Annotated in this window: 13 protein-coding genes; 8 read left to right on the plus strand and 5 right to left on the minus strand. The window is 69.4% G+C overall.

Going from position 1 to position 12,295, the window contains the following annotated elements; all coding sequences use genetic code 11:
- Position 1 precedes the first annotated feature (1 nt).
- Entirely contained in the window at positions 2-304 is a 303-nt protein-coding gene (locus tag EIZ45_RS19765) for an urease subunit gamma (RefSeq protein WP_134665387.1), read from the minus strand.
- A gap of 480 nt (positions 305-784) precedes the next feature.
- On the opposite strand from EIZ45_RS19765, the gene EIZ45_RS19770 reads away from it, so the two are divergent.
- A complete protein-coding gene (locus EIZ45_RS19770; protein WP_037819940.1) occupies positions 785-1,924 on the plus strand; it encodes a citrate synthase 2 in 1,140 nt (379 codons plus the stop codon).
- Between the two features lie 94 nt (positions 1,925-2,018).
- On the opposite strand, the gene EIZ45_RS19775 is transcribed toward EIZ45_RS19770, so the two are convergent.
- On the minus strand, positions 2,019-2,588 hold the full coding sequence (locus tag EIZ45_RS19775) for a TetR/AcrR family transcriptional regulator (RefSeq protein WP_134665431.1): 570 nt from the start codon (positions 2,586-2,588) through the stop codon (positions 2,019-2,021).
- A 14-nt stretch (positions 2,589-2,602) separates the two neighbouring features.
- Positions 2,603-4,309, minus strand: a complete 1,707-nt coding sequence (locus tag EIZ45_RS19780; protein WP_134665433.1) for an SDR family oxidoreductase — start codon at positions 4,307-4,309, stop codon at positions 2,603-2,605.
- 151 nt (positions 4,310-4,460) lie between these two features.
- Here EIZ45_RS19780 and EIZ45_RS19785 point away from each other — a divergent pair, with 151 nt between their 5' ends.
- Genes EIZ45_RS19785 through EIZ45_RS19805 form a run of 5 tightly spaced genes read left to right on the plus strand, consistent with a single transcriptional unit; the run spans position 4,461 to position 9,271 of the window.
- The gene (locus tag EIZ45_RS19785) at positions 4,461-5,300 is read left to right on the plus strand and encodes an ABC transporter ATP-binding protein (protein WP_134665389.1); all 840 of its coding nucleotides are present in this window, start codon (positions 4,461-4,463) and stop codon (positions 5,298-5,300) included.
- A gap of 11 nt (positions 5,301-5,311) precedes the next feature.
- Positions 5,312-6,115 carry an ABC transporter permease gene (locus EIZ45_RS19790; protein WP_037819984.1) on the plus strand — a complete coding sequence of 268 codons (804 nt, stop codon included), beginning with the start codon at positions 5,312-5,314 and terminating at the stop codon, positions 6,113-6,115.
- Entirely contained in the window at positions 6,094-7,281 is a 1,188-nt protein-coding gene (locus EIZ45_RS19795; RefSeq protein WP_240690738.1) for a sensor histidine kinase, read from the plus strand. The genes EIZ45_RS19790 and EIZ45_RS19795 overlap by 22 nt, the downstream gene beginning before the upstream one ends.
- Positions 7,278-7,901 (plus strand): response regulator transcription factor, encoded by a 624-nt coding sequence (locus tag EIZ45_RS19800; RefSeq protein WP_037819947.1) that lies wholly within the window; start codon positions 7,278-7,280, stop codon positions 7,899-7,901. The genes EIZ45_RS19795 and EIZ45_RS19800 overlap by 4 nt, the downstream gene beginning before the upstream one ends.
- Positions 7,902-7,924: 23 nt before the next feature.
- The gene (locus EIZ45_RS19805; RefSeq protein WP_134665390.1) at positions 7,925-9,271 is read left to right on the plus strand and encodes a serine hydrolase; all 1,347 of its coding nucleotides are present in this window, start codon (positions 7,925-7,927) and stop codon (positions 9,269-9,271) included.
- 1 nt (position 9,272) lies between these two features.
- On the opposite strand, the gene EIZ45_RS47380 is transcribed toward EIZ45_RS19805, so the two are convergent.
- Both EIZ45_RS47380 and EIZ45_RS19810 read right to left on the minus strand, forming a co-directional pair.
- Entirely contained in the window at positions 9,273-9,395 is a 123-nt protein-coding gene (locus EIZ45_RS47380) for a hypothetical protein (protein ID WP_255443304.1), read from the minus strand.
- Positions 9,396-9,503: 108 nt separating this feature from the next.
- Positions 9,504-9,896 (minus strand): hypothetical protein, encoded by a 393-nt coding sequence (locus tag EIZ45_RS19810; RefSeq protein WP_134665393.1) that lies wholly within the window; start codon positions 9,894-9,896, stop codon positions 9,504-9,506.
- 67 nt (positions 9,897-9,963) lie between these two features.
- Between EIZ45_RS19810 and serC the strand changes: the two genes are divergently transcribed.
- Together serC and sepH are read left to right on the plus strand one after the other, a co-directional pair.
- On the plus strand, positions 9,964-11,088 hold the full coding sequence (serC, locus tag EIZ45_RS19815) for a phosphoserine transaminase (protein ID WP_043830521.1): 1,125 nt from the start codon (positions 9,964-9,966) through the stop codon (positions 11,086-11,088).
- Between the two features lie 259 nt (positions 11,089-11,347).
- The gene (gene sepH / locus EIZ45_RS19820; protein ID WP_037819957.1) at positions 11,348-12,184 is read left to right on the plus strand and encodes a septation protein SepH; all 837 of its coding nucleotides are present in this window, start codon (positions 11,348-11,350) and stop codon (positions 12,182-12,184) included.
- Positions 12,185-12,295 lie beyond the last annotated feature (111 nt).

Raw genomic sequence — 12,295 nt, forward strand, 5'->3', positions numbered from 1 at the left:
CTCAAGCAATCGGTTCGTGCACCGTGACGAGCTTGGTGCCGTCCAGAAAAGTGGCCTCCACCTGCACGGACTCGACCATTTCCGGCACCCCGTCGAGAACTTGCGCCCGGGTCAGCACGGCCCGCCCGCCCGCCGCCAGTTCGCTGACCGTGCGGCCGTCGCGAGCGCCCTCCACGACGTAATCGGTGATGAGCGCGACGGCTTCGGGATAATTGAGCCGAAGACCGCGTTCGAGCCGTTTGCGAGCAACGTCCGCCGCGACGTGGACCAGCAGTTTGTCGCGTTCCTGCGGGCTCAGGTGCATGGCAAAGGTCTACCACCGGAGCGACCGCTCCGCCTGATTCGGCAACACAGTGTTTACGCGGTGCGGACCGCGGTTGTTCGTGGAACTCGAAAAGAATTCGGACAAGCCGGAAACGCCGCGGCGAGGATTCCGCAATTTCACCCCAGCGCGCGGCCTGCCACTTCGGAGCACGCCGGGCGCCCGTCCCGCTCACCGAGAGTGACCTCCGCCCGCCTCCGCAAGCCGGGGTTCACCTCCGCGCCACCGGGGTACCAGTCTGCGGTCACCTCGCTGGACGGGAGAAAGTCGCGTCCCAGGCTTACCTGGACTGAATCGTTCTCGTAATCGTGACCGAAACCACGACATCTTCCGTTGCCCCGGCCGGGCAAAGGGAGCATGGTTTGTCCCACCGTGCGATGAGGCGCGCAAGGAGCCAGCGTGTATCCCGTCCGCGCGTGCACAACACAGCCGGGGAATGCGCATCGAAAGGGTTCGCGAAGAGTGACTACCTCCACGATCAGCACCACGAACGACGCCGACGACGGGTTCCGGCCCGGGCTCGAGGGCGTCGTCGCGTTTCGGACCGAAATCGCCGAACCCGACCGGGACGGCGGTGCGCTGCGCTACCGCGGCGTCGACATCGAGGACCTCGCCGGGAAGGTGACCTTCGGCGACGTATGGGGTCTCCTGGTCGACGGGCGGTTCGGGACCGGGCTTCCGCCCGCCGAGCCGTTCCCGCTTCCGGTGCACACCGGCGACGTCCGCGTCGACGTCCAGGCCGCGCTCGCCATGCTCGCCCCGATCTGGGGCTACCGGCCGCTGCTCGACATCACCGACGAAGAGGCGCGCGACCAGCTCGCCCGCGCTTCGGTGATGGCGCTGTCCTACGTCGCGCAGTCCGCGCGCGGCATCGGCCAGCCCGCGGTGCCGCAGTCGCGGGTCGACGAGGCCAAGTCGATCACCGAGCGGTTCATGATCCGCTGGCGCGGCGAGCCGGACCCGGCGCACGTCAAGGCGGTCGACGCGTACTGGGTTTCCGCCGCTGAGCACGGCCTCAACGCCTCCACCTTCACCGCGCGCGTAATCGCCTCCACCGGGGCGGACGTCGCGGCGGCGCTGTCCGGCGCGATCGGCGCGATGTCCGGCCCGCTGCACGGCGGCGCCCCGGCGCGCGTGCTGCCGATGATCGAGGAGGTCGAGCGCACGGGTGACGCCCGCGCGCTGGTCAAGGGCATCCTCGACCGCAAGGAGCGGCTGATGGGCTTCGGCCATCGCGTGTACCGCGCGGAGGACCCGCGTGCCCGCGTGCTGCGCCGCACCTGCAAGGAACTGGGCGCCGAACGCTACGAGGTGGCCGCCGCACTGGAGCAGGCCGCGCTGGCCGAGCTGCGCGAACGCCGTCCGGACCACCCGATCGAAACGAACGTCGAGTTCTGGGCCGCGGTGATCCTGGACTTCGCGAAGGTGCCGCCGCACATGATGCCCGCGATGTTCTCCTCCGCGCGCACCGCCGGCTGGGCGGCGCACATCCTGGAGCAGAAGCAGACCGGCCGCCTGGTCCGTCCGTCGGCGAAGTACGTCGGCCCCGGCCCGCGCACGCCGTCCGAGGTCGACGGGTGGGACAGCGTCACCCAGATCTGAGCCCGCGAGCGCCCCGATGTGGCATTGGGTGCGTCAGATGCACCCAATGCCACATTGGGTGCGTCGCATGCACCCAATGTGGCATTGGGGCGCTTCAAGCCCAGGCGCCGGTGGCGGCGAGCATCGCGGTGAGCTGGTCGACCAGCCAGCCGTCCAGCGTTTCGCGCGGGACGGTGCCTTCTTGAAGCCACGACAGCAACGCGCCCTCGACCACCGCGGTCCAGCAGCGCAGGGTCAGCAGCACCAACGGTGACGGTTCGAGGATCGGCAGCGCTTCCAGGATCAACTCGACGGCACGGTTGCGGACCTCGTCGATCGCCGCGTCCGTCTCCGAAGTGGCGATGACCGAACCGCTGCGCAGCAATGCGACGTAGCCTTCGCGGTAATGCGCGGCGACATCAACTAGTCCCCGTACGGCCGCGCGCAGGCGTTCTTCCGGCGGGCCCTCCTCAAGCGTCGCGAGCCGGTCGACCAAACCGTCGGTGACCGTGCGCAACGCCTGCATTTGCAGTTCCCGCAGGCTCGGGAAATACCGGTAGAACAACGGCCGCGACACCTCGGCGCGCGCCACGATGTCGTCCACCGTGACCAATTCCGGTGCCCGGCTGCCGAACAAATCCAGCGCGGCCGCGATCAGATCGTCCCGCCGGGCCTGCGCGGTCATCCGGCGCGGACGGCTCACGGCGTGACGTCCAGTTTCGCCGCCGCGCGCAGCAAACCTGGCGTCAGCCGCGAAAGGACCAGCGCGACCTTCGCTTCCGGAGTGGACGGTTGGATCGCGACGTTCTTCTCCACCGCACTCAGAATGTCGCGCGCCACTCGTTCCGATCCGAAATTGCGCCGGGCGTAGAGCTTGGACGATTCCTTCTGTCGCCGCTTCTCCTCGACCTCGTCCACGCCGACGAACTTAGTGGTCTTGGTGATGTTGGTGTTCACCAAACCCGGGCAAACCGCGGTCACGCCAATTCCCTCGGACGCCAACTCCGCACGCAAACCATTGCTCAACGCGAGCACAGCGGCCTTCGTGGTGCCGTAAGCGGTGAGGATCTTCGACGGCAGGTACGCCGCGGCAGAAGCGAGGTTGACGATCTGCCCGCCTTCAGCGCGTTCCTTCATCATCGGGGCGAACGCGCGGCACCCGTGGATCACGCCCCACAGGTTGACGTCCACGACCTTCTCCCAGTCCTCGATCGTCGTGTCGAGGAACGGGCCGGACATGCCGATCCCGGCGTTGTTCACCACGATGTCCGGCACACCGAACTCGTCCCGCACCTGCGCGGCGAACCGGGCGACCGCCTCGCCGTCCGAAGAGTCCACTGTGTACTCACCGGCGTCGACTCCGCGCTCTCGCACCAGTTTCGCCGTTTCCGCAGCTGAATCGCCGTTGATGTCGCTGACGACCACGTCGGCACCCTCGGCCGCGAACGCCAGCGCGGTCTCCCGCCCGATCCCGCTGCCCGCACCGGTCACGACGACGAGGTGATGCGCGAAGCGACCGCTGGCGCCGCCGACCCGCGCACGCCGCAGCGCCCGCGTTTCCTCGCCGGTTTCCACCGACGCGATCAGCTCAGCTGCCGCGGCAGCAACCACTTCCGGCTTGGTCCGGGTGATCCAGTGCGACCCGATCACGCGCCGGACGCGCAGATCCGGCACCCAGCGCTCGACCTCGGTCTGCAGCGGCGTGGTGACGTACGAATCGCCGGTCGGCGCGAGCACCTGCACCGGGATTTCCGCCGGACGCGGGCGCGGGCGGGACAGCCGCGGGCCCATGTTCGCCCGGTACAGCTTCAGGCCGTGCACCCCGTCCGACGTCTTGGGCGACGTTTCGGCGGGCTCCAGCTTCCGGATCATCGTGCGCATGATTCCGGTGCGCCACAACAGTTCCGGGATCAACGGCACCTGGAACGCCACGATGTAATACGAGTGCAGGAACTGCCGAAGCGCGTGGCCGAGGCGACGCGGCGTCGGCCGGGTCAGCTGGGCACGGAACCACGCGCCGGCGTGATCGAGACTGGGCCCGGAAAGCGAGGTGTACGAAGCGATCCGGCCGCGCAGCTGGTCGCCGGTGACCGCGTGCCACGCCTGGATCGAACCCCAGTCGTGCGCGACGAGGTGGACCTTGCCGGACGGCTGCACCTCGTCGACCACCGCGGCGAGGTCGTCGGCGAGCTGGTCCAGCCGGTACGCCCGGCGCTCGCGCGGTTTGTCGGATTCGCCCGCGCCGCGCACGTCGTAGACGACCACGCGGTGGTCGCGGCGCAGCTCTTCGGCGACGCCGTCCCACATCGAGCTGTTGTCCGGATATCCGTGCACGAGCACGACCGTAGGCCCGTCCGGGTTGCCGCTCACCCGGACCGAAAGGCGGACTCCGTCACTGGCCGTCACCTGCTTGTGAGACATCTTGTCATGTTAGACAACTTGTCAACAGCGGCCGTCGTGGTTCCACGGGAAACCAGCGTGTCCACCGTTCGACGGACAGCCGGATTCCACTGCCCGGACGTCCCGCGAACCGCCCTCCGCGGCGCACGCTGAACCCATGAGCACAGCAGTGCGAGTGCGCGGACTGCGCAAGGAGTACCCGGGCCACCTCGCCGTGGCCGGGATCGATCTCGACATCCGTGACGGCGAGGTGTTCGCCCTGCTCGGGCCCAACGGCGCGGGCAAGACGACCACCGTCGAGATCCTGGAGGGGCACCGGCAGCGGACGGCGGGGGAAGCCGCTGTCCTCGGCGAGGACCCGGGTACCGCGGGACGCGCGTGGCGCGCCCGCCTCGGCATCGTGTTGCAGACGGCGGGCGACGCGGCGGAATTGACCGTCGCGGAGACCGTGCGGCACTTCGCGAAGTACTACCCGAATCCGCGGGATCCGGAAGAGGTGATCGACCAGGTCGGCCTCACCGCGAAGGCGGGCGCGCGGGTGAAGGCGCTGTCCGGCGGGCAGCGCCGCCGGGTGGACGTCGCGCTCGGCATCGTCGGCCGTCCGGAATTGCTGTTCCTGGACGAGCCCACGACCGGTTTCGATCCCGAGGCGCGGCGGCAGTTCTGGGGACTCATCGACGGACTCGCCCACGAGGGCACCACGATCCTGCTGACCACGCATTACCTGGACGAGGTCGAGGCGCTGGCCGATCGGCTCGCGGTCATCGCGCGCGGTTCGGTCGTCGCGGAGGGGACGCCGGCGACGCTCGGCGGCCGCGAACGCGCCGAGGCGGTCGTGCGGTGGCAGGACGAACGCGGCAGTCACGAGGAACGCACGCAGTTCCCGATGAAGCTCGTCTCGCAACTTGCCGGCACGCAGGGGGAACTCGCCGGTCTCACCGTGACGCGCCCCAGCCTGGAAGACGTCTATCTCGACCTGATCGGGGAGCAACCGTGACCACGACGACCATGGCGCTGCCGGGAACGTTCCGCTTGGGCCTCGCCCGCGGCGGGCTCGAACTGCGGCAGTTCTTCCGCAACCGCGAGCAGGTGGTGTTCACCTTCTCGCTGCCCGCGGTGCTGATGATCCTGCTCGGCTCCATCCTCGACGGCCCGACCGGGCAGAGCGGGGTGTCGTCCGGGCAGCTGCTCGCCGCCGGGATGATCGGCGCGGGCATCGTGTCGACGTCCTTCAACAGCGTCGGCATCGGCATCGCCGCGGACCGGGAAATCGGTGCGCTGAAACGCTTGCGTGGCACGCCGATGCCCGCGGCGGCTTATTTCGTCGGCAAGATGGTGATGGTCGCGGTGACCAGCGTGTCGCAGACCGTCCTGATGGCCGCGGTGGCGATGCTGCTGTTCCGCCTCGAACTGCCGTCCGATCCGGCGAAGTGGCTGACCCTGCTCTGGGTGCTGCTGCTCGGGATCGTCTCCTCGACGCTGCTGGGCATCGCGATCAGCTCGGCCACCCGCACCGCGAACGGCACCGTGGCGCTCGTGCAGCTGGTGTACTTGGTGCTGCAGTTCATTTCCGGGGTGTTCGTCACGCCGATCACGAACCTGCCGAGGATCATGGTCGACGTCGCGTCGTTCTTCCCGCTGAAGTGGATCTGCCAGGGCTTCCGCTCGGTGTTCCTTCCGCCGGAGGCCGCGACCCAGGAAATGGCGGGGACATGGGAGCTTCCGAAGGTGGCGCTGGTGCTGGCGGTGTGGTGCGTGGTGGGCCTGGTGCTCGCGAGGGTGACGTTCCGGTGGACGAACGAAGCGAAGTGAACCAGGCCGACGCGTGGGAGCGGTCGTACTGGTCCTGGGAGGTGCTGTTCGCGGTCGCCTACCTGGCGACCGCCTTCCTGGTGCTCTTCAACGACGGATCGGCGGCGGAGAAAATCGTCGCCGAGTCCGCGATGGGCGCGATCGCGGTCGGCTACCTGGCCGCGGGACGGCGCGTCGTGCACGGCGAGGACAACGGAACCGCACGGGCCGTTGCGGCGGTGGCGCTGATCGCGTTGACCGGCACCGCCATTCTCGCGACCACTTCGGCGAGCTTCGTGCTGTTCCTCGCCTGCCCGCTGCTGTTCATGCTGCTGGATTTGCGGCCAGGGGTGGTCGCGACGACACTGCTCATCCTGCTCGAACCGGTCTCGGCAGTGCTGAACGGCGGCTGGGACAACCAGTTGCTCTCGGTCCTGCTGCCGATGACCGCGATCCTGATCGTCTTCAGCCTGCTGGCCGGGAAGTTCACCAGCGACGTGCTGAAGCAGAGCCGCGCCCGCGCCGAGCTGATCCGCGAATTGGAATCCAGTCAGGCCGAGGTCGCCCGGCTGTCGCGGGAAGCGGGCACCGCGGCCGAACGCGAACGGCTGGCGCGGGAAATCCACGACACGCTCGCACAGGGGTTCACCAGCATCATCACCCTGACCCAGGCGATCGAGTCCGAACTGGACACTGATCTGTCCACAGTGCGCAAACATCTCGCGCTCGCCGGCCGCACCGCGCGCGAGAATCTCGCCGAAGCCCGTGCGATGGTCGCCGCGCTCGCACCGTCCGATTTGGCCACTGGTTCGTTGCCGGAAGCCGTGCAGCGGCAAGCAGATCGGCTCGCCGAAGAGATCGGTATCCCGGTCGAGTGCGAAGTGGACGATGCACTGCCGCCACTGTCCACCGCGGTCGAAGTGGTGCTGCTGCGTGCGGCGCAGGAAGCGCTGTCGAACGTGCGCAAGCATTCGGGCGCGACTCTCGTCCGCGTGCGGCTGTCCGCTGTGGACGGAGCGATACGGTTGCGCGTGGAGGACAACGGGTGCGGCTTCACCCCGGATGCCGACGGAGCCGGATTCGGGTTGCGCGGCATGCGTTCGCGGGCCGAGCAGGTAGGCGGGGCCCTGGAAGTGCGGACCGGCGCGAACGGCGGCACCGAACTGGAACTGGAGGTGCCCGCGTGATCACCATCATGCTGGTCGACGACCATCCCGTGGTGCGCGAAGGACTGCGCGGCATGCTCGAAGCCGAGGACGACCTGACGGTGGTCGGCGAGGCCGGTTCCGGCGACGAAGCGGTGGCGCTCGACCGCGTGAAACAGCCCGACGTCGTCCTGATGGACCTGCGCATGCCGGGCCTCGACGGGGTCGGCGCGATCCACGCGATCCTCAAGGAAACGCCCGCGCGCCGGATCGTCGTGCTCACCACGTACGAAACCGACGCCGACATCCTGCGCGCGGTCGAGGCGGGCGCGTCGGGATATCTGCTGAAAGACGCGTCGCGCGCCGAGTTGGCCGGGGCGATCCGGGCCGCGCATCGCGGCGAAACCGTGCTGGCACCGTCGGTCGCGGGCAAGCTCGTGCACCGGATGCGGAACCCGACGCCGGCCTCGCCGCTGTCCGCGCGCGAGGTGGAAGTGCTGCGGCTGGTCGCGAAGGGCCGCACGAACGCGGAAATCGGCCGCGAGCTGCACATCGGCGAGGCGACGGTGAAAACGCACCTGCTGCGGGTGTTCTCGAAGCTCGGCGTTTCCGACCGGACGGCAGCGGTCACGACGGCGCTGGACCGGCAACTGCTCGGCTGAACTGCCCGGGCAGAATGACGGCCATGCTCGACACCACCGAACTCGCCCTGTACCGACGGCTCGCACACGAGCAGTCCGTCAGCCGCGCCCCGTCCCTCGTCGCCGCTGTCGTCCGAGGCGGCGACGTCGTCTGGTCCGGAGCCCGCGGCCGCGTCGGCGACCAGCGCCCGGACGACAACACGCAGTACCGGCTGGGGTCGATCACCAAAACGATGATCGCGACCGCGGTCCTGCGGCTGCGCGACGAGGGCAAACTCGACCTCACCGACCCGCTGGAACGGCACCTGCCGGGCACCGCGTTCGGCTCGGTCACCGTCGCGCAGCTGCTGTCGCACACGTCGGGCCTCACGTCGGAATCGCCCGGCCAGTGGTGGGAACGCGCGCCCGGCGCGGACTGGGCGGCGCTGGTCTCGAGCCTGGAGAAGGGCGCGACAAAGCTGCGTCCCGGATCCAAATTCCACTACTCGAACGTCGGCTACGGCGTGCTCGGCGAACTGGTCGCCCGGCTCCGCGAGCGGCCGTGGTTCGACGTCGTGCGTGACGAAATCCTTGCCCCGCTGGGCATGAACCGCACGACGCCGCACCCGGAAGGCGCGCACGCCGAGGGATTCGCCGTGCACCCGTTCGCCGACGTGCTCATGCCGGAGAAGTGGCCGGACGCCGGCGCGATGGCCCCGGCCGGGCAGCTCTGGTCCACCGTCACCGACCTCGGCCGCTGGACGTCGTTCCTCGGCGGCCACACCGGCGACGTGCTCTCGCCGGACACCGTCGACGAAATGCGGACGATGAACACCGTCGACGACACCGAGGTGTGGTCGACCGGATTCGGTCTCGGCCTGATGGTCGTGCGCTACCAGGGCAGGCACCTGGCCGGGCACACCGGATCGATGCCCGGGTTCCTCGCCGCGACCATCGTCGACCCGCGCAGCGGCACCGGTGCGCTGTGCCTCGCGAACTCGACCTCGGGCGTCAACATCACGCAGCTGTGCCTCGACCTGATCACCACCGCCGACGACCTCGAACCAGCGCTGCCCGAGGAATGGCTCCCGTCCACTGTGGACCCGGAGCTGCTCGCGCTGACCGGACTGTGGCACTGGGGCCCGACGCCGTACTTCCTGCGCGTGCAGGGCGACGGCCTGATCTCGCTGAACCCGGCCGTCGGCGCCGGCCGGGCATCGCGGTTCCGCCCCCAGGGCCCGGACACGTGGATCGGCCTGGACGGCTACTACGCGGGCGAAACGCTCACCGTCGGCCGCGACGCGAACGGCACGGCGAACCACCTGAACCTCGCCACGTTCATCTTCAGCCGCACGCCGTACGACCCGGCCGCACCGATCCCGGGCGGACTGGACGAGGGTGGGTGGCGCTGAGTCACTCCGCTTCGGCCTTAACGCCGGGGGCTTCGGCGTCATAGGCAGGCGCTCGCCCGGCCGGGGACAACCACGCCTTCGCGTAGAAACCCTGGCCGGGCAGTCCCAGCAGAACCTCGCCCATCTCCGGAGGGCCGAACACCCACAGCCGCCGGTGCTCGATCAGCTCGGCGGCGAGTTCCGGCGGGCAACGCTCGATCCCGGGCCTGCTCCGGCGGGCAGTCGAGCAAAGTCAGGTAGCCGCGCGGGCGAACCGTGACGCGCCGCAGTCTCGGGATCTCCTGTCCGTGGTCCCACTGGGTGGTATCCCCGACGCGGCGGCGAACGCGACTGCGAGGACGAGCGCGAAAACGGCCGAGCCGACCTCGTCCGGGTTCGGCGGCTCGACGAAGAACCCGACGACGACAAACCCGGTGAACGCCGCGGAAAGAGCGAACAGCGCGGCAGGGACTGCTCGACGGCGGAACCACGCGCGTCGCCAGGGCACGAAAACCAGCAGCAGAGTCGCCGCCAGGCCGAGGGGAAGGCCGATCAGCGCAGTCGAATCCCACGGGTGCACCAACGCCGCCAAGGCGAAGAGCGCAAACCATCGCCAGCGCGGCCGGTAACCGTGCGTTTCCGTCACGATTCCACATGCCGGACACCCGCCAACCGCCGTTACCTGCGTTGTCCCGACCTGAGAGACTAAGCACATGACCGACGCTGAGTTGACGATCCCAGCAGACCTCAAGCCGGCCGACGGCCGCTTCGGCTGCGGACCCTCGAAGGTCCGCGAAGAGCAGCTCGCCGCCCTCGCCCGGTCCGGTTCCACCTACCTCGGCACCTCGCACCGGCAGAAGCCGGTCAAGTCGCTCGTCGGCCGGGTGCGCGCCGGGCTGTCCGAGCTGTTCTCGCTCCCGGACGGCTACGAGGTCATCCTCGGCAACGGCGGGACGACCGCGTTCTGGGACGCCGCCGCGTTCGGCCTCGTGCGCGAGCGCGCCCAGCACTTCACCTACGGCGAGTTCTCCTCGAAGTTCGCGACCGTCACGAACAAGGCACCGTTCCTCGGCGAGTCGATCGTGGTGAAGGCCGACCCGGGCAGCGCGCCGGAGATCGCCTACCAGCAGGGCGCGGACCTCGTCGGCTGGGCGCACAACGAGACCTCCACCGGCGTCGCGGTGCCGGTGCGGCGTCCCGAGGGCAGCGACGGCGCGCTGGTCGCGATCGACGCGACGTCCGGCGCCGGCGGTCTCCCGGTCAAGGCCGAGGACTTCGACGTCTACTACTTCGCGCCGCAGAAGTCGTTCGCGTCCGACGGCGGGCTGTGGATCGCGCTCGCCTCGCCCGCCGCGATCGAGCGGATCGGCGAGATCGGCGGCGGCGACCGCTGGATCCCCGAATTCCTGTCGCTCACCACCGCGCTGGACAACTCGCGCAAGGACCAGACCTACAACACCCCCGCCGTCTCCACGCTTTTCCTGCTCGCCGAGCAGATCGAGTGGATGAACGGCCAGGGCGGCCTCGACTGGACCACCTCGCGCACCAAGGAATCCTCGAGCCGGCTGTACGAATGGGCCGAGAAGACCTCGTACACCACGCCGTTCGTGACGAACCCGGAGCTGCGCTCGCAGGTCGTCGGCACGGTCGACTTCGCCGACGAGGTCGACGCCGCCGCGGTCGCGAAGGCGTTGCGCGCCAACGGGATCGTCGACACCGAGCCGTACCGGAAGCTGGGCCGCAACCAGCTGCGCGTCGGCCTGTTCCCGGCGATCGACCCGGACGACGTCACGAAGCTCACCCAGAGCATCGAATACGTCGTGGAACGGCTCGGCTGAACCGAAAACGCGCCGAAACGCCCAAACCGCCCCGCCAGCCCTCCGGCTCGCGGGGCGGTTCGCGTTCATGACCACTCGTTCGTGACAGACCGTGGTCGGCGTGTCACGAGTGTGACCGATCTCCGGCGCGGCGAAAATGGCCGGGAAAGTGCCGTCGGATTGAGTTCGGATGGGTGAGGCGTCGGCGCGCCTCGCACGTCAAGCCGACGCGCCGTTCTAACGTGGGCACCCACAAAGGTGAACACCGGGGAGGCGAGAAATGCGGGCGTTGCGGGTGGTCGGGCTGCACGAGGACGGGAAGTCCCTCGTGCTGGAGGACCCGGCGAGCCGTACCCGCTTCCTGCTCCCGGCCGACGAGAGACTGCGTGCGGCGGCGAGGGGGGACATAGCCCGGCTGGGCCAGATCGAGATCGAGTTGGAGAGCCAGATGCGGCCACGCGAGATCCAGGCGCGAATCCGCGCGGGCGAGTCCGTCGAGCAGGTCGCGAGCAGCGCGGGCGTCTCGACGCAGCGGGTGGAGCGATTCGCTTATCCGGTGCTGCTCGAACGGTCCCGCACGGCGGAACTCGCGCAGTCGGCGCACCCGGTCCGCGAGGACGGGCCCGACGTCCAGACGCTCGGCGAGGTCATCGCCTACGCCTTCGGCGTCCGCGGCCACGACTACAACCAGGCCGCCTGGGACGCCTGGCGCGGCGACGACGGCAAGTGGGTCGTCGTGCTGCGCTGGAAAGCAGGCCGCTCCGACAACCGCGCGCACTGGTCGTTCTCGCCCGGCGCGCACGGCGGAACGGTGCACGCGCTCGACGAGAACGCCGAAGTCCTGCTGAACCCGAACTCCTACGTCGCCCCGCGCACCGTGCGGGCGCTGGCCCCCGCCCGCGATTCGGTGGTGCAGCCGACGCTCGACGCCGTCGAGGAACCGCGCGCCATCGAGGGTCCGGACGAGGGCGACGACGAGACCCGCGAGATCCCGCGTGTCCCGGGCGAGTCCGACGGCGACGAAGCCGAGCAGCCGCGCACGAAGGCGAAGAAGAACCATCCGATCGTGCCGTCCTGGGAGGACGTGCTGCTCGGAGTCCGCACCCAGCGCGGCTGACCTGCCCCGCTTCAAGCGCCCCGATGCCACATTGGGTGCGTCAGATGCACCCAATGCCGCATTGGGGTTTTCTCGGTAGCTGTGGTGTGCGGCCAGCTCTCCGCTCCGGCC

The sequence above is a fragment of the Amycolatopsis sp. CFH S0740 genome, assembly GCF_004522315.1.
In the GTDB taxonomy this organism is placed as follows: domain Bacteria; phylum Actinomycetota; class Actinomycetes; order Mycobacteriales; family Pseudonocardiaceae; genus Amycolatopsis; species Amycolatopsis nivea.